17 protein-coding genes are annotated in these 17,307 nt (G+C 35.4%); 10 read left to right on the top strand and 7 right to left on the bottom strand.

Annotation, left to right across the window (positions count from 1 at the left end; translation table 11 throughout):
* Positions 1-834: an anti-sigma factor domain-containing protein gene (locus WC622_RS02990; protein WP_372817142.1), complete on the top strand. Its 834-nt coding sequence runs from the start codon at positions 1-3 to the stop codon at positions 832-834.
* Here WC622_RS02990 and WC622_RS02985 read toward each other — a convergent pair.
* On the bottom strand, positions 827-2,320 hold the full coding sequence (locus WC622_RS02985; protein WP_372817140.1) for an NAD(P)H-hydrate dehydratase: 1,494 nt from the start codon (positions 2,318-2,320) through the stop codon (positions 827-829). The two genes, WC622_RS02990 and WC622_RS02985, sit on opposite strands and share 8 nt — an antisense overlap.
* A 116-nt stretch (positions 2,321-2,436) precedes the next feature.
* Here WC622_RS02985 and WC622_RS02980 point away from each other — a divergent pair, with 116 nt between their 5' ends.
* From WC622_RS02980 to WC622_RS02950, 7 genes are read left to right on the top strand one after another with little or no spacing between them, the layout of a single operon-like run.
* A complete protein-coding gene (locus WC622_RS02980; protein WP_372817138.1) occupies positions 2,437-3,579 on the top strand; it encodes an NAD(P)/FAD-dependent oxidoreductase in 1,143 nt (380 codons plus the stop codon).
* Positions 3,579-4,289, top strand: coding sequence for a methyltransferase domain-containing protein (locus WC622_RS02975; protein ID WP_372817136.1), 711 nt, complete (start codon positions 3,579-3,581; stop codon positions 4,287-4,289). The genes WC622_RS02980 and WC622_RS02975 overlap by 1 nt, the downstream gene beginning before the upstream one ends.
* Entirely contained in the window at positions 4,250-5,338 is a 1,089-nt protein-coding gene (locus WC622_RS02970) for a type III polyketide synthase (RefSeq protein ID WP_372817134.1), read from the top strand. The genes WC622_RS02975 and WC622_RS02970 overlap by 40 nt, the downstream gene beginning before the upstream one ends.
* Position 5,339: 1 nt before the next feature.
* Positions 5,340-5,786 (top strand): 3-hydroxyacyl-ACP dehydratase FabZ family protein, encoded by a 447-nt coding sequence (locus tag WC622_RS02965; protein ID WP_372817132.1) that lies wholly within the window; start codon positions 5,340-5,342, stop codon positions 5,784-5,786.
* The gene (locus WC622_RS02960) at positions 5,779-7,056 is read left to right on the top strand and encodes a beta-ketoacyl synthase (RefSeq protein WP_372817130.1); all 1,278 of its coding nucleotides are present in this window, start codon (positions 5,779-5,781) and stop codon (positions 7,054-7,056) included. The genes WC622_RS02965 and WC622_RS02960 overlap by 8 nt, the downstream gene beginning before the upstream one ends.
* Before the next feature lies 1 nt (position 7,057).
* On the top strand, positions 7,058-7,309 hold the full coding sequence (locus tag WC622_RS02955; protein WP_372817129.1) for an acyl carrier protein: 252 nt from the start codon (positions 7,058-7,060) through the stop codon (positions 7,307-7,309).
* Complete coding sequence (locus tag WC622_RS02950; RefSeq protein ID WP_372817127.1) at positions 7,299-7,835, top strand: 4'-phosphopantetheinyl transferase superfamily protein; 537 nt, start codon at positions 7,299-7,301, stop codon at positions 7,833-7,835. The genes WC622_RS02955 and WC622_RS02950 overlap by 11 nt, the downstream gene beginning before the upstream one ends.
* Before the next feature lie 263 nt (positions 7,836-8,098).
* Here the strand turns inward: WC622_RS02950 and uvrA are convergent, their stop codons facing one another.
* The gene (uvrA, locus tag WC622_RS02945) at positions 8,099-10,945 is read right to left on the bottom strand and encodes an excinuclease ABC subunit UvrA (protein ID WP_372817126.1); all 2,847 of its coding nucleotides are present in this window, start codon (positions 10,943-10,945) and stop codon (positions 8,099-8,101) included.
* 611 nt (positions 10,946-11,556) lie between these two features.
* Here uvrA and fabV point away from each other — a divergent pair.
* Positions 11,557-12,765, top strand: coding sequence for an enoyl-ACP reductase FabV (fabV, locus tag WC622_RS02940; RefSeq protein ID WP_372817125.1), 1,209 nt, complete (start codon positions 11,557-11,559; stop codon positions 12,763-12,765).
* Positions 12,766-12,830: 65 nt separating this feature from the next.
* Here the strand turns inward: fabV and arsB are convergent, their stop codons facing one another.
* The 4 genes from arsB to WC622_RS02920 are packed head-to-tail and all read right to left on the bottom strand — an operon-like array spanning position 12,831 to position 15,153.
* Entirely contained in the window at positions 12,831-13,901 is a 1,071-nt protein-coding gene (arsB, locus tag WC622_RS02935) for an ACR3 family arsenite efflux transporter (RefSeq protein WP_372817123.1), read from the bottom strand.
* 2 nt (positions 13,902-13,903) lie between these two features.
* Complete coding sequence (locus WC622_RS02930; protein ID WP_372817121.1) at positions 13,904-14,323, bottom strand: arsenate reductase ArsC; 420 nt, start codon at positions 14,321-14,323, stop codon at positions 13,904-13,906.
* A 13-nt stretch (positions 14,324-14,336) separates the two neighbouring features.
* Positions 14,337-14,804: a DUF6428 family protein gene (locus tag WC622_RS02925; RefSeq protein WP_372817119.1), complete on the bottom strand. Its 468-nt coding sequence runs from the start codon at positions 14,802-14,804 to the stop codon at positions 14,337-14,339.
* Positions 14,805-14,820: 16 nt separating this feature from the next.
* Entirely contained in the window at positions 14,821-15,153 is a 333-nt protein-coding gene (locus WC622_RS02920; RefSeq protein ID WP_372817118.1) for an ArsR/SmtB family transcription factor, read from the bottom strand.
* An 80-nt stretch (positions 15,154-15,233) separates the two neighbouring features.
* Here WC622_RS02920 and WC622_RS02915 point away from each other — a divergent pair, with 80 nt between their 5' ends.
* Positions 15,234-16,112, top strand: a complete 879-nt coding sequence (locus WC622_RS02915) for a pirin family protein (protein WP_372817116.1) — start codon at positions 15,234-15,236, stop codon at positions 16,110-16,112.
* Between the two features lie 65 nt (positions 16,113-16,177).
* Here WC622_RS02915 and WC622_RS02910 read toward each other — a convergent pair whose 3' ends face one another.
* On the bottom strand, positions 16,178-17,230 hold the full coding sequence (locus WC622_RS02910) for a 2Fe-2S iron-sulfur cluster-binding protein (RefSeq protein WP_372817114.1): 1,053 nt from the start codon (positions 17,228-17,230) through the stop codon (positions 16,178-16,180).
* Positions 17,231-17,307 lie beyond the last annotated feature (77 nt).

Genomic DNA, 17,307 nt, shown 5'->3' with positions numbered 1-17,307 from the left:
GTGGAAGAAGTAAAAGCATATATCGAATCTGGCATACTTGAACTTTACGTTTTAGGGCAGTTATCTGCTCAAGAATGTAGTGAAGTTGAAGCTATGGCGGCTAAACATGCTGAGATTAAGGCAGAAATTTTGTCTATCGAGCTTGCTATGGAATCTTACGCTTTAGAAAATGCAATTACACCATCTGCAGAATTGGAAGATAAAATTTTATCACAATTAAATCCTGCTAAAGCAGATAAAATTAAATCTGAACCTAAAATTGTTCCTCTATATAATGATGCAAGCAAAGGCAAAATCAAAGTATTACGTTTTGCTTTAGTGGCTTGTGTAGCATTATTGGTAATAAGCATTGCCGCATTAATTTCAGTTTACAGTAAATTAAATTCTGCACACGATCAAATTGCAAGTTTAAGTACACAGAGAGATCAATTTGCAAGTACAGTTTCTAAATTGGAATTTGATAAAGCGGGCATGGAAAACAGAATAGCTATGACTGAAACCAATGAATGGGCTACTGTTAAATTGGCGGGTGTTAAAAACTCACCAAAAGCTAAAATGCTAGTGTACTGGAATAAAATCAACAAAAATATCTTAATTAACTATGCTGCGATGGATTTGCCTAAAACAGATCAATCTCACGAATATCAATTATGGGCATTAGTTGATGGCAAACCTGTAAGTTTAGGTGTATTTGGCGAAAATGCTAAAGAAGCTGTGAAACAAATGGAAACCATTGAAAAAGCACAAGCCTTTGCAGTTACAATTGAGCCAATGGGCGGAAGCCAAAATCCAACCATGGAAAAAATGGTGGTAATGGGTGGTGTAACTATTTAATTATTCTCTTCATTGTTTTCGGAATTTGCAAAGGTAATTGTGAAGCATTCACCGTAAATCTCTTTTTCGCTAATTCGTCGCCAGCTTTTCCATGTAAATAGGTTCCTAAAATAGCGGCATCCGCCGAAGAATAAGACTGAGCTAATAAAGCCACGATTATTCCTGTCAAAACATCGCCCATACCGCCAGAAGCCATTGCTGGATTGCCAGTTGGATTAATATGTACATTCCCGTTTGGTAAACAAATAAAAGTATATTGATTTTTTAGCACAAAAATTAAATCTCTTGCTATTGCTTCTCTTCTCGCTGTTTCAACTCGTCTCCACCAGTTTTTGTGTTCACCAAACAGCCGATCGAACTCTTTCATATGTGGCGTTAAAATACTTTTGGCGGATAATTCATGGAGCAAATCTCCTCTCTGACTTAAAATAGTGAGTGCATCTGCATCTAATACTAAAGGCTTTCTTAAATTGACTAATTTTTCTAATAATTCTTCTTTTTCTTCTTCTACACCTAACCCTGGTCCAACTGCAATGGCTGAAAATCGATCAAAAGCTTCCATCGCTAAATACTGATTTCTTGGTAAAGCCATTACTTCTGGTAAAGATGAATTCAAAGCTGTTAATCCACCTTGTGGTAAACAAACAGTAGTTAATCCGGCACCTGAATGTAGACAAGCACTAGCAGCTAATAATGCAGCGCCCATGGTAGTGTTGTTTCCAGCAACAAGTAGTGCATGTCCGTATGTGCCTTTATGACTAAAGTTCTTTCTGGGTTTAAGCAGTTTCTTAATATCAGATTCTGTTGTTAATTTCCATTCACTTTTCTGATTTTCGATAAAATCTTCATCCAAACCTATATCGACAACTTTAAATTTAGCCAATGCTTTTACAGATTCGGGAAAGAAAAAGTTAATTTTTGGTCGTTGAAAGCAAATGGTTAAATCTGCTTTAATACCATTATATTTTTCAGCTATTCCACCTTCTGAGCTAAATCCAGTAGGTACATCAACTGAAATAACTCTAATTTTTAATTCATTAACAAAAGTTGCTACAGCTGCATATTCTCCTTGTAAGGGTTTATTTAATCCCGATCCAAGAATTGCATCAATTAGTACATCAGCTTGTAAACTCTTTAATTTTTCTGCTTCCTTAATAATTGTAACTGGAATATTTAACTTCAACAATCGTTTTATATTTTTCTTGTTATCCTCACTCTGCTCAACAGAAAAGCTGATTAAATAAACAGCAATATTTTTATAGCTATCGTTAGCTAAAAGCCTTGCAATTGCTAAACCATCTCCCCCATTATTCCCTTGCCCACATAAAATGGAAATTTTAGTTTCCTTATTTGAAACTTCCTTTTTAAGAACCTTTACAAAAGCCTTTGCAGCTTTTTCCATTAAATTAATAGAAGAAATGGATTGATGCTTTATGGTATGCGCATCAGCATTTCGCATTTGGGCAGCCGTTAATAAAGTTTGCATAGGTTAAAGTTAGCGTAAATTGATAAAAGATAATTAGCAGTTATGGTTTTTGGTTTCACTAATAACAAATAGCTGCTTGATATGTTATATTTTTATAAATGATGTTGTTTTAATTTATGCCCTTTCAAACAGATATTTTAATTATTGGTGGCGGACTTGCAGGTCTAACATCAGCTCTTCACCTTCATAAAGCAGGTTTAAAAATTATTTTGATTGAAAAAAATGCATATCCACATCATAAAGTTTGTGGCGAGTATATTTCAAACGAAGTTCTTCCTTATTTGGAGTGGTTAAATGTTGATATCAACCAATTATACCCTAGCATTATTAATCGTTTACAGCTCTCTACAGTTTCGGGGAAAAGCATATTTACTAATTTGCCTTTGGGCGGTTTTGGCATTAGTAGATATGAATTCGATAATTTTCTCTATCAGCAACTACTTGATAAAGGAGATAAAGGAGTTGAAATCATAGAAGATACAGTGAGTGATGTTACTTTTGACAACGATATTTTCTCTGTACATACTTTAGCTGGAAAAGAATTTACGGCAAAGCAAGTTATTGGAGCGTACGGCAAACGTTCTAGTATTGATATAAAATTAGATCGACCATTTATTAAAGAGAAATCTCCTTATTTAGCTGTTAAAGCACACTATAAAGGCAATTTCCCTGATGATTTAGTTGCAGTACATAATTTTAATGGAGGTTATTGCGGTGTGTCTAAAGTAGAAAATCAGCGTATAAATATTTGCTATTTGGCAGATTATGCGACCTTCAAAGCACATAAAAACATAGAAACTTATCAGCAGAAAGTTTTATATCAAAATAAACATTTAGAAGAGATTTTCGAAAATAGTGAAATGATATTCGATGCCCCTTTAACCATTAGTCAATTAGCATTTGGAGCTAAAACTGCAGTTGTCGATCACATTTTACTTATTGGTGATACTGCTGGGCTTATTCATCCGCTTTGCGGGAACGGAATGGCAATGGCAATTCATAGCGCTAAAATCTGTTCAGAATTACTACTTCAATTTTTTGATGGAGATATAAATTCAAGAGTAGAACTCGAAAAACAATATACTTCGCTATGGAATAAACAATTTCGCTCTCGCTTAAAAATGGGAAGCATTTTATCTTCTATTTTAAGAAAAGACAAATTAACTGATGTATTATTAACTGGTATATTAAAAATGCCTTTCATCTTTCAACAAATTATAAAAAAAACACATGGGAAACCTCTAATTCTTAATAAATAATGATAGATACCAGTCGTAGAAGTACCGCTCCTGAAATAATGGACGATTTTCAATTAGAAGGTGAAATATTAAGAGATGCACTTGATAAAATTGCCAGCATTAACAAATTATTAGGCGGGAACAAAGTTACGTTGGATGGTGTTAAAGCATTAATCCGCAGCAAACCAAAACATCAATTTATTCGTATTATAGATATCGGTTGTGGAAACGGCGATATGTTGAGAACGCTTGCAGATTATGCTAAAAACAACAACTTAAACTTTGAATTGATTGGGATTGATGCAAATAATTTCACGATAGAACATGCTCGAAGTTTATCAGTCAAATATCAAAATATCAGCTATGAATGCAAAGATATTTTCAAAGATTTAGATAAAACTACCAAATGTGATATCATGTTGTGCACTTTAACCTTACATCATTTTACAGACGAAGAAATTATTACTTTGCTACAAAATTTTAAAGTTTTAGCAGAATTGGGCATCGTAATTAACGATTTACACAGAAGTGCAATCGCCTATTATTTATTCAATGCATTGTGTTTCGTTTTCCAATTAAACGATATGTCGAGAGAAGATGGTTTGGTTTCCATCTTAAGAGGATTTAAAAAGACTGATTTACAACGATATTCAAAACAACTAAATTTAAAATTTTGTTCTATTAACTGGAAATGGGCGTTCCGCTACCAATGGATAATAAAAACAGCATGAGCGTAAAAATAAAAGCCGTAAGTAAAGCCCTACCAAATTATTCGAGAGCCACGAACGAAATTATGCCTTTCTTAGAGAATTGGCTAGAGGGAAAAGAGGAACGATTTGTTAGAAAAGTTAAAAAGATATTCGAAAATGCTGCAGTAGATAGACGTTATTCTATCATGTCGCCCGAAGAAGTTTTTAGTGATTTGAGTTTTGAAGAAAGAAACGACATTTATTGCAGAGAAGGAATTAAATTAGGTGCAAAATGCTTGCAAACCGCATTGGAAAAAACAAACTGGCAACCTCAAGATTTAGATTACATCATCACGGTAAGTTGCACAGGCATTATGATTCCCTCTCTTGATGCATACCTCATAAATGCACTAAAACTGCGACAAGATATTGTTAGGCTCCCAGTAACAGAAATGGGTTGTGCCGCTGGTGTATCTGGAATGATTTACGCTAAAAATTTTTTAAAAGCAAATCCTGGTAAGCGAGCAGCAGTAATTGCGGTAGAATCTCCAACTGCTACTTTTCAGCTTAACGATTTTTCGATGGCAAACATTGTAAGTGCCGCTATTTTTGGAGATGGTGCAGCTTGTGCTTTGTTAAGTTCTAATCCGTTAGATGATGGACCAGAAATGGTAGCAGAAGAAATGTACCATTTTTACGATGCCGAAGATATGATGGGCTTTAAACTCTCCAATACAGGTTTACAAATGGTACTCGATGTAGCGGTTCCAGAAACAATTACAGAACATTTCCCAAACGTCATTCATCCGTTTTTAGCAAAAAGCGGATTGGAGATTAAAGATATTGATCACTTAATCTTCCATCCTGGAGGAAAAAAAATTGTGCAAATCGTCGAATCTCTTTTCGGAGAACTTGGAAAAAACATAAATGAAACCAAAGAAGTACTACGATTGTACGGCAATATGTCGAGCGCCACAGTATTGTATGTGCTAGAACGTTTTATAGTCGCCAAACCAAAAGCAGGAGAAAAAGGTCTAATGTTAAGTTTTGGTCCGGGTTTTTCAGCGCAAAGAATTATATTGCAGTGGTAATATGAATGCACAGCAAATTTTAGAAAGACTTCCGTACAGTAAACCATTTCTCTTTGTTGATGAATTACTACACATAGATGAGAATGGGGCAAAAGGAACCTATACTTATGCTAAAGAACTAGATTTTTACAAAGGCCATTTTAAAAATTTCCCCGTTACACCAGGTGTAATTCTGACCGAAACTATGGCTCAAATTGGCTTAGTATGTTTGGGTATTTACCTTTTGGGAAATCAAAACAAACACACAAAATCTGCTGTAGCAATGACTTCAAACACGATAGACTTTTTAAAACCAGTTTTCCCAAACGAAAAAGTAACCGTAACCAGTGAAAAAGTTTACTTTCGTTTCAATAAATTAAGTTGTAACGTTAAAATGGAAAATGAGGCAGGAGAAATTGTTTGCAAAGGAAATATTGCTGGAATGATAACCGAAAAATCGCATGAATAACCGAGTTGTTATAACAGGCTTAGGAATTGTTTCGCCAAATGGCATAAACCTTACACAATTTAAAGAAGCGATAAAAAATGGAGTTTCTGGAATTCGCCATGACAAGCAATTAGAGACATTAAAATTTTCTTGTCAGATTTCTGGAAAACCAGAGTTAAACGATGAAGTTATTCAGTCTGCTTTTACTGAACTTGAACTCAAATCTTTAGAAAGTACGGCGATCGTGTATGGGGTTATAGCCGCATTAGAAGCTTGGAAAGATGCAGGTTTATCCATAGAAAATAATGAAGATCCAGATTGGGATAGCGGTACAATCTTCGGTACAGGCACATCAGGAATAGATAAAGTTAGATCCTCAATCTATAAAGTTGATGATTTACAAGTTCGAAGATTGGGTAGTACTGCTGTAGCACAAACTATGGCAAGTGGGGTGAGTGCTTATATTGGCGGCAAATTGGGATTAGGGAATCAAATAACAACTAATTCATCTGCCTGCACAACAGGAACCGAAAGTGTATTGATGGCGTACGAACGAATAAAATCTGGACAAGCGACAAGAATGCTAGCTGGTAGTTCAACTGATAGTGGCCCGTACATTTGGGGAGGTTTTGATGCCATGAGAGTGTGTACCAACAAGCATAACCACGAACCAGAAAAAGGAAGCAGACCGATGAGTGCTTCTGCAAGCGGCTTTGTACCCTCTAGTGGCGCTGGTGCTTTAGTGCTTGAATCTTTAGAAAGCGCTTTAAAAAGAGGAGCTAAAATTTATGCCGAAGTTCTAGGTGGAAATGTAAATTCTGGAGGTCAACGGGGACTAGGAACAATGACCGCTCCAAATCCTGTGGCTGTTCAAAGATGCATTACAGATGCAATAAAAAATGCTGGTGTAACGTCAAACGATATCGATATCATTAACGGTCATTTAACTGCAACTTCGAAAGATTCACTAGAAGTCGAAAACTGGTCAAAGGCACTTAACCGATCTGGCAAAGATTTCCCTTACATCAATTCCTTAAAAGGGATGATTGGACATCCATTAAGCGCTGCTGGAAGTATGGAATGTGTCGCTTCAGTTTTGCAATTAGCAGATGATTTTATATTTCCAAACATAAATTGTGAAGATTTACATCCTGAAATAAAAAATATAATTGAACCAGATTGCATTCCTACTAAAGTATTAAACAAAGAACTTACTATTTTAGCAAAAGCCAATTTTGGTTTTGGAGATGTTAACGCCTGTGTTATCTTTAAAAAATTTAAAAAACAATAAAATGCCAATAATAAACGATCTCAAAGAAATTATCACACCTTATGTGGAAGATAAAACCGCATTAGAAAACATTACTGAGAACACTGATTTTCTAACAGACCTCAAAATCAATTCTGCAAATTTGGTTGATATCGTTTTGGATATCGAAGAGAAATTTGGAATAACCATTGATGATGCCTCTATGAATAAAATGCTAACTGTAAAAGCTACCATTGCTATAATAGAAGAAAAACTAGCTGAAAATGCTGGGTAATGACATTGTAGATTTGCAAAAAGCAAGTTTAGAAAGTAATTGGCGCAGAAAAGGATATTTAGACAAACTTTTCACATTTCAAGAGCAACAACTAATTCTTACCTCAGCTAATCCAGAAACAACGGTTTGGTTATTTTGGAGTATGAAAGAAGCTGCTTACAAAATCATCAATAGAGAAACCTCAGAAAGATTTTATAGTCCAAAGAAGTTCACTTGTAAAATAAAAGACAATAATGGCTTTGTTGACTTTGATGGCAAAATAATGCACACTAAAAGTGAAATCAATCAAAATTTCATTCACACAATTGCATACTCAACAAGCGAAAACCTTAATAACATCCAAGCTACCTATCTCGAAAACACTAATAATTACCTGTCGGATTTTAACTCAAAATCAAAGCGATATAGATTAGAAAAAGATGTAAACGGAATTCCGAATTTAGTAGATAAATCTAATCAAGAAAGTCATTTCGCATCCATTAGTCATCATGGAAAATACCTAGCTATTGTATCGTTCGTCTTGTAAAAATTACCCACCCGTCTTTGCGAGCAAAGCGAAGCAATCTCCTTTATGCTTATAAACCAACCTTTGCCCATTTCTCTAGGTGTCTAAACAGGATTGAAGCAAATATCCTTTTTGTCATGCTTGGCTTGTCGAAGCACAAAAAGATTGTAGCAAAAAGCACGACTCACAATAATCCGGCTTCTGTATTTGATTTTCTAATAATTATTCTAGTACTATAACCTATCGCATTACGATTGCCAGTCAAGCTGTCAATGACGAATCGTTTACCCTTCCATCTCCTTCTTCAAAAACTTCCCAGTCAAACTAATAGGATTCTGAATTAACCCTTCAGGCGTACCCTCAAAAATAATCCGACCACCGCCAGCACCACCTTCTTCACCTAAATCAATTACCCAATCGGCCACCTTTACAACATCCAAATTATGCTCAATTACTAAAACAGTATTGCCTTTCTCAACCAACTCATTCAACACACCTAATAAAACATTAATATCCTCAAAGTGCAAACCAGTAGTAGGTTCATCTAAAATATAAAAGGTTTTTCCAGTATCTTTTTTAGATAATTCAGTAGCCAACTTAACACGTTGCGCCTCACCACCAGATAGCGTAGTCGACGACTGACCCAGTCTGATATACCCCAAACCAACATCATTCAACGTTTTTATTTTACGGTAAATAGCAGGCATCTGATCAAAAAAAGCACAAGCCTCTTCAATGCTCATATCCAACACATCGCTAATCGATTTCCCACGATAACGAACCTCTAATGTCTCACGGTTATACCTTCTTCCACCACATTCTTCACATGGAACAGCAACATCTGGTAAGAAATTCATTTCAATCACCTTCATTCCCGCACCCTGGCAAGTTTCACAACGACCTCCCTTTACGTTAAAAGAAAAACGACCAGGTTTATAGCCACGAATTTTCGCCTCTGGCAACAACACAAACAAGTTTCTAATATCAGAGAAAACGCCAGTATAGGTAGATGGATTTGATCTCGGAGTACGTCCAATTGGTGCTTGGTCAATTTCAATCACCTTATCAATTTCCTTTAAACCATTAATTTTCTCATAAGGAAGCGGATGCTTTTTCGCCCTAAAAAAGTGGTGATTTAAAATTGGATACAACGTCTCCGTAATTAAACTCGATTTTCCACTACCAGAAACACCAGTAACGGCAATAAATTTACCCAAAGGGAAATCAACCGAAACCTCCTTTAAATTATGTCCAGTTGCTTTAATAATAGATAACTTATGTCCATTCCCTTTTCTGCGCTTTTTCGGAACCTCAATTCCCTTCTTCCCATTCAAATAAGCCGCAGTTAAAGTTCCCGATTTTAAAATCTGAGCTGGTGTTCCCTGAGCAACAACTTCACCACCATGCACACCAGCTGCCGGACCAATATCAATCACATGATCAGCCTCCAAAATCATTTCCTTATCATGCTCTACCACTAAAACCGTATTTCCTAAATCACGAAGATTTTTCAACGCACCAATCAAACGCTCATTATCACGTTGATGCAAACCAATACTCGGTTCATCTAAAATGTACATTACATTCATCAATTGAGAACCAATTTGAGTAGCCAAACGAATACGTTGCGCCTCACCACCAGAAAGTGTACGAGCCGTTCTATCCAACGATAAATAATTTAAACCAACATCAGTCAAGAAACCAATACGAGCCCTAATTTCCTTTAAGATCTCTTTTGCAATAGTATTCTGACGATCATTTAAGCGAGTTTCAACATCCGTAAACCAAGTTTTTAGACTGAAAATATCCATTTCGGCAAGCTCAAAAATGTTTTTGCCATCTACTTTAAAATGCAAACTTTCTTTTTTCAAACGAGCACCATGACATTCCGGACAAGTTTTTAATTTGCGAAAAGCATCCATATCATCCGCATTTGCGGTATCACTTCTTTTTTCCTGCTGTTCCTCCAACAACTTAATAATGCCATCAAAAGTAATTTGGTAATTCTGCACATTCCACTTATTATACTCAACCGCAACGCTCAACAAATCATGCGTACCATTTAATATAAGGTCAATATTTTCATCACCTAATTTTTCAAGAGGAGTAGAAAGCGAAAAATTATACTTTTTAGCCAAAGCTTTCAATACCTGAAACATCCAAACATCGCGATACTCACCTAACGGAGCTAAACCACCATTTAAAATACTCAACTTCATGTTCGGCATTACCGATTCCTTATCAACCACAAAAATATAACCCAACCCATCACAACGCTCACAAGCACCATAAGGAGAATTAAACGAAAAACTATTCGGCTGAGGTTCATCGTAAGAAATACCTGTTGTTGGACACATTAAAAACTTACTAAAATGCGCTACATTATTATCCTTATCACTTATTTTAATAATTCCCTTACCCAAACGCATTGCAGTTTGTATACTATCCAATAACCGTTTATGATCCTTTTCATCAATAATCAACCGATCAACAACAATCTCTATATCATGAATTTTGTAACGATCAACCTGCATTTTAGCAGTTAAATCTTTTATTTCACCATCAATACGAACCTTTACATACCCTTGCTTCCTAATCTGCTCAAACAATTCACGATAATGCCCTTTTCTACCCTTCACCACAGGAGCCAGAATATTTACTGGCATCATATCAAACCTTTTGTAAATGTTTTTAAGAATTTGATCTTCACTCATTCGCTCCATTTTTTCACCAGTATTGTAAGAAAAAGCATCAGCAACACGAGCATAAAGCAAGCGCATAAAATCGTAAATTTCGGTAATCGTACCTACCGTCGAACGCGGATTTTTACTTGTCGTTTTTTGTTCAATCGCAATAACCGGACTTAAGCCCGAAACCTTATCCACATCGGGGCGCTCCATGCCGCCCATAAACTGACGAGAATACGCACTAAATGTTTCCATATAGCGACGTTGTCCTTCAGCATAAATTGTATCAAAAGCCAACGACGATTTACCGCTACCACTCAAACCGGTAATTACAACCAGTTTATTTCGAGGGAAACTAACATCAATATTTTTAAGATTATGCACCCTAGCACCATACACTTCAACATCTTTTTGCTCGCCTAGGTCAATGTTCTTTTTGCTCATAAATTTTGTAATTCTCGGTAGTAAAAAACAGCCTGCAAAAATAACGAATATTAAGCACAAAAGCTATTGATCCTCACTTGTTAAAACACAATTTAATGTCATACTAATTTGTCATTCAGAGCGCAGCTAAGAATCTCTAAACATGTAAACTTACTACATAAAGAATAGCAATCTTAACTATGTTCTTTATGTACCTATGTGTTAAAATAGTAGAAAAGCCCAAATAGTAACATCTATTTAAGCAAGCCCTGTCCCAAAGGGACTCCTTTGGAGCTATCCACTCCAATCTTTTTTGCATTTGTCATGTTAAACCAGTCAAAGAATCTGCAACAAAAAGTATTTCCGTTACTATCAGGTTTATTAAACAACTGCACTCCACTTTTATCAACCGCTTAGCTATTAGTGCTTATTGGCTCATTCAACTGATCAAATAAGATCCAATAACACTTATAACATCATACGCTAAACCTTTTCTATCTCAATAAACAACTGAACCAATGAACAAATCAACTATATATTTGGAATGGAAAGAAATTAAGGATAGTTTTGAAGAATAGAACGCTGCCAACTTAAACAAGCGTCAATTAGTTAAGTAATAGCTTTAAAAAATTATGATTATTGAACCTAGAATGAGAGGATTTATATGTTTAACCGCACACCCGAAAGGTTGTGAGCAAAACATAATTAATCAAATTAACTATATCAAATCTCAAGGCCAAATAGATGGACCTAAAAAAGTACTCGTAATTGGTGCATCAACCGGCTTCGGTTTAGCATCTAGAATTACAAGTGCATTTGGCTCAGGTGCAGCAACTATCGGTGTATATTTCGAAAAACCACCTAAAGAAGGCAAAACTGCATCACCAGGCTGGTACAACAGCGCAGCATTTGAAACTGAAGCTAACAAAGCAGGTTTATATGCAAAAAGCATCAACGGAGATGCCTTCTCAAACGAAGTAAAACAACAAACCATTGATTTAATCAAAGCAGATTTAGGTCAAATCGATTTAATCATCTACAGCTTAGCATCGCCAGTTAGAACAAACCCAAACACAGGCATCACACACCGTTCAGTTTTAAAACCAATCGGCGGCTCATTCACCAATAAAACAGTAGATTTCCACACAGGCATAGTTTCTGAAGTATCAATCGAACCAGCTAACGAAGAAGAAATTGAAAACACAATTGCCGTAATGGGTGGAGAAGATTGGGCAATGTGGATTGATGCTTTAAAAGCAGAAAACCTATTAGCAGAAGGCTTTACAACAGTTGCCTATTCTTATATCGGTCCAGCCGTAACCGAAGCCGTTTACCGCAAAGGAACAATTGGTATGGCAAAAAATCACTTAGAAGCAACTGCATTTACCATAACCGATAAATTAGCAGACCTTAATGGAAAAGCTTATGTTTCGGTAAATAAAGCCTTAGTTACCCAAGCAAGTTCAGCAATTCCAGTAATCCCTTTATATATTTCGTTACTATATAAAATAATGAAAGAAGAAGGTATTCATGAAGGATGCATTGAGCAAATCGGCAGATTATTTAAAGACAGATTATACACTGGAAGTGATGTTCCTGTAGATGAAGAAGGCCGTATCAGAATTGATGATTGGGAAATGCGTGAGGATGTACAAGCTCAAGTAGCAACCCTATGGAAAACAGCAACAACAGAAAACTTACCAGCCGTAGGCGATTTAGCAGGTTACAAAACAGATTTCTTAAACTTATTTGGTTTTGATGTAGCAGGCGTAAATTACCAAGCTGATGTAAATGAAATGGTAGATGTACCTGGATTAGTAGAAGCTAAAGAAGAAGAATAAAAGTATAAGTTAATATAAAAACCTCATTCAATTAATTTTGGATGAGGTTTTTTATTGCTCCTGCTTTAACCAACATTTAAGAAATACTTTTTTCTAAACCAAAAAGCTACATTAACCAAAGCAATTAAAGCTGGCACTTCTACCAATGGCCCAATAACTCCGGCAAATGCCTCACCAGAATTGATGCCAAAAACTCCAATAGATACTGCAATGGCTAATTCGAAATTATTACCTGTCGCAGTAAAAGCAATTGCCGTACTTTTTGAATAATCTGCGCCAAAATATCTACCTGCAAAAAAGCTAAGAACAAACATAACCGCAAAGTAAATAACTAAAGGGATGGCAATTCTAACCACATCCATAGGAATTTGAACAATAAGTTCTCCTTTTAAACTAAACATAATGATGATCGTAAATAATAGCGCTATCAATGTAATTGGCGAGATAAAAGGAACAAACTTGGTGTTAAACCAATCTTCGCCTTTTAATTTAATTAGCACAGTACGACTAATTATTCCCATTGCAAATGGAATCCCTAAGTAAATACCCACACTTTTTGCAATTTGCCCAATAGAAATATTTACCACTAAACCCTTTAAACCAAAAATTGGAGGTAAAACAGTAATAAAAACATAAGCAAAAACACTATATAGCAATACTTGAAAAATACTATTTAAGGCAATAAGGCCAGCTGCATATTCCCTATTTCCTTCAGCTAATTCATTCCATACAACCACCATAGCAATACACCTAGCCAAACCAATTAAAATTAAACCAATCATATATGCTGGGTAATCTTGCAAAAATATTATTGCTAAGAAAAACATTAACGTTGGACCAATTATCCAATTTAAAACAAGCGATGTAGTTAAGACTTTTGTGTCTTTAAATACCTGTCCTAAGTTTTCATATTTAACTTTAGCCAAAGGCGGATACATCATCAATATCAATCCAATTGCTAATGGAATATTTGTGGTACCACTAGAAAATGAATTGATAAATACAGATGATGAGGGAAAAAGAAAACCTATACTTACACCAATTGCCATGGCAAAAAAAATCCATAGAGTTAAAAATCGATCAAGGAAGCTTAATTTTTTTCTTTCTATAACTGGTGCACAATGATTGACAGACATTTTTATTTCTTTAAATAATCATTTACAAAATTTTCGCAGTAAGCTTTAATCATATTTCTTACAGTTGCAAACTGTGCATTAATTTCTTCTTCAGTTCCTCTAGCTTTTGCTGGGTCAGGAAAATTATAATGAAGTTTAACTGCTTTTGTTGGAAAATAGGGACAGCTTTCCTTTGCATTGTCACACACGGTGATGACATAATCAAATTCAATGTTTGTATATTCATCAATGTTGTTTGATGTATGATTTGAAATATCAATTCCATCTGCTGCCATCGTTGCAATCGCTTTCGGATTTACACCATGGGTTTCGATACCTGCACTGTAAATTTCTGCATCCGCACCTGCAAAATACCTTAAATATCCCTCTGCAATTTGACTGCGGCAACTATTGCCGGTACATAACACTAATACTTTCTTCATATTTTATATTTTATTAGCAACATCCACCGCCCGGCGCACAAGCATTCGCGGTCGGTAATTGAACTAGGTTTACCTTTTGTTTTTCTACCGGAACACCACAGGCATCTTTAGCTAAACAAGCAGTACGAGTACTCTTTAATACAAAATCTTCCCCATTAAAATCTAACCCATATTTACCAATCGTATCGCTTTGGTATTCTACCTCTATCTCCAAATCCTCCATCCCTAAAACCTTTTCAGATAAACCAATAATGTTTAATAATTTACCTGGCTTTAAGCGATGCTCGAAATCATTCGCATCCCACAACTGAAAATTGGCTTTCTTTTCTGTACGAACAGTTCCTCCACAATCAATAAAGTGTTTGCTTACCACACCTATTTCAGTCACATGAAAATGCTCAGGCACCGAAGTCCCATCTTCCAATATAAAATTTACAGCCTCAGCTGTAGCTAGCATAGTTTTAATTTCTGATAATTTCATTTTATAGCGATTTAAATTAACAACAGTTATTCTTTTGTATTTTAATTTTTCCAAAAACCTCCGACAGGAAATTTTGGAACTTAGCGAATGTTTCTTCATCAATGCAATAACAGATTGCATTCCCTTCTACATTTCCTTTAATTAATCCAGCGTTTTTTAACTCCTTTAAATGCTGAGAAACCGTTGGTTGTGCCAGTGGCAATTCATTTACAATATCTCCGCAAATACAAGTATCAACCGTCAACAAATAATCAATAATAGCAACTCTGGCAGGATGCCCTAGCGCCTTCATTAGTGCTGCAATTTCATTTTGCTTTTGTGTAAAGTTTTCCGTTTTCGATGCGCCCATTGTTTTATATTTTAATATTGCAATATTACGATATAGATTTTTACAATCCAAATTATTATTATCTTTAAATAAAAAACCTGATGTCGAATATCAAGCTCATTATTGAAGAAAGGCCAAGTGATATTGGCAATTTTATGGTCGGCAGATTATTGCCTTTTAGAGAAAAAAGAATGGTCGGACCTTTTTCTTTTATCGATCACATGGGTCCAACAATAATGAGCGATTATAAAAATTTAGATATTCCTCCGCACCCTCACATTGGGTTATCTACCCTCACTTACCTTTTTGAAGGCAACATCATGCACAAAGATGGTTTAGGAACTAAAGTAGAAATAAAACCAGGTCAAGTAAATTGGATGACAGCTGGAAAAGGAATTGTGCATTCAGAAAGAACACCTGAATATCTTCGTCATTCTACTAAAGCTCTACACGGTTTACAGATTTGGGTAGCCTTACCAAAAGATTTAGAACAAATGGAGCCCGAGTTTTTTCACGCAGATGCGGATGAAATTCCAACTTGGGAAAACAACGGAGTTCAATATAAACTAATTGCTGGTGAAGTATTAGGACATAAATCTCCTATTCCTGTTTATAGTCCGCTGTATTTATTAGAATTGAAAAGTACAACTCGTACAATAGTAAAAATTGGCACAGAACTTTTTGGCGAAAGCGGAATCTATATTTTAGAAGGTGTTATTGAAAGTGACGGTAATACTTTTGAGCCAAAACAATTATTAGTTGCAAAAGAAAGTTCACTTTGCGAATTTGTTATGCAAGAAAATACAACCATCTACATTTTTGGTGGTGACCCTTTCCCTGAAGAACGATTTATCTATTGGAATTTTGTAGCATCAAGTAAAGAACTAATTGAAGAAGCTAAAACGAAATGGTTAAATCAAGAATATCCACCAGTGCCAGGAGAAACTGATTTTGTACCATTGCCAGAAAGAAGATTATAACTTTATTACATATCAAAATACACATCTGCTCGCTTCTCTATGTTACTTTGTTTCTATGTGATTAACTAATCCCAGGTTATCGTCGTTTCATTAACTGTCGGATGCCCTGTACACACTAAAACTCTACCTTTTGCAACTTCATCATCCGTTAAAACCTCGTTATAATCCATTCTCACACTACCAGAAATACAAGTTGCTGTACATGTGCTACAAACGCCGCCACTACAACTATATGGCAAATCGATCTTATTTTCGAGCGCAACTTCTAAAATCCTTTTAGGCCAAGGAATTAGCAAATGGTGTACTTCTCCTTTAAAATGTAAATTAACTGAATATGTATTCTTGTCGACTATTTTTTCTGTACCATCATCTTCATCGGCCTCATCTTCTGGCAATACAAATGTTTCACGTTTAACTTGATTTGGCTTAAAGCCTGCTCCCAACAAGGTAATGCGACAAACATCCATATAATCTACTGGACCGCAAGTATAAAACAATGCATTTTCAGCATCAAATTCGATATTTTCTTTCACCAACTGGTTGATCAGAAAACCATTTAATCGTGCTCTTAATAAATTCTTCGAATTACTAAACAAATGAATAACTTTTAATCTACCAGAATGTTCAACCTGCCATTTTGCTATTTCTTCTATAAACAAGGTATCTTCTGCAGAGCGACTGCTATAAATTAACACGACTTTAGAATTTGTTTCGGCAACTAATGCCGTCTTTAATATAGATAAAAGAGGCGTGATACCAACTCCAGCTGCAAATAGAAAGACAGTTCTTTTAACTTCACTATCGGGCTGATAAATGAACTGCCCATTTGGCTTTGCTATTTCTACCGTATCTCCAATAGCTATTTGATGATGAATAAACCGTGAAATTTCTCCATTCTCTACTAATTTAACGGCTATAGAAATCGGCTCATCAACATTTGGTGAACTACAAAAAGAATAAGAACGTCGTAATTCTTTCCCATTAACTTGAAAAACTAATGTCAAAAACTGGCCTGCTTTATAATTTAGCTTTTCACTATTTAAAGTTCCGAAATTTATGGTCAAAACTTCGGCAACTTGTTTAATTACAGAAATAACACGGAGTTTTTGAAGTGACATGCTACTAAAATAGCAAACATTTATCATTCTGAGGAAGGAAGAATCTCTTTCCAAAAATTATTAAAATAAATTCTTCG

The organism is Pedobacter sp. (assembly GCF_041662865.1).
In the GTDB taxonomy this organism is placed as follows: Bacteria; Bacteroidota; Bacteroidia; order Sphingobacteriales; family Sphingobacteriaceae; genus Pedobacter.
The sequence above is the reverse complement of the archived record's forward strand: the minus strand, read 5'-3'. Positions and strand labels throughout refer to the sequence as shown.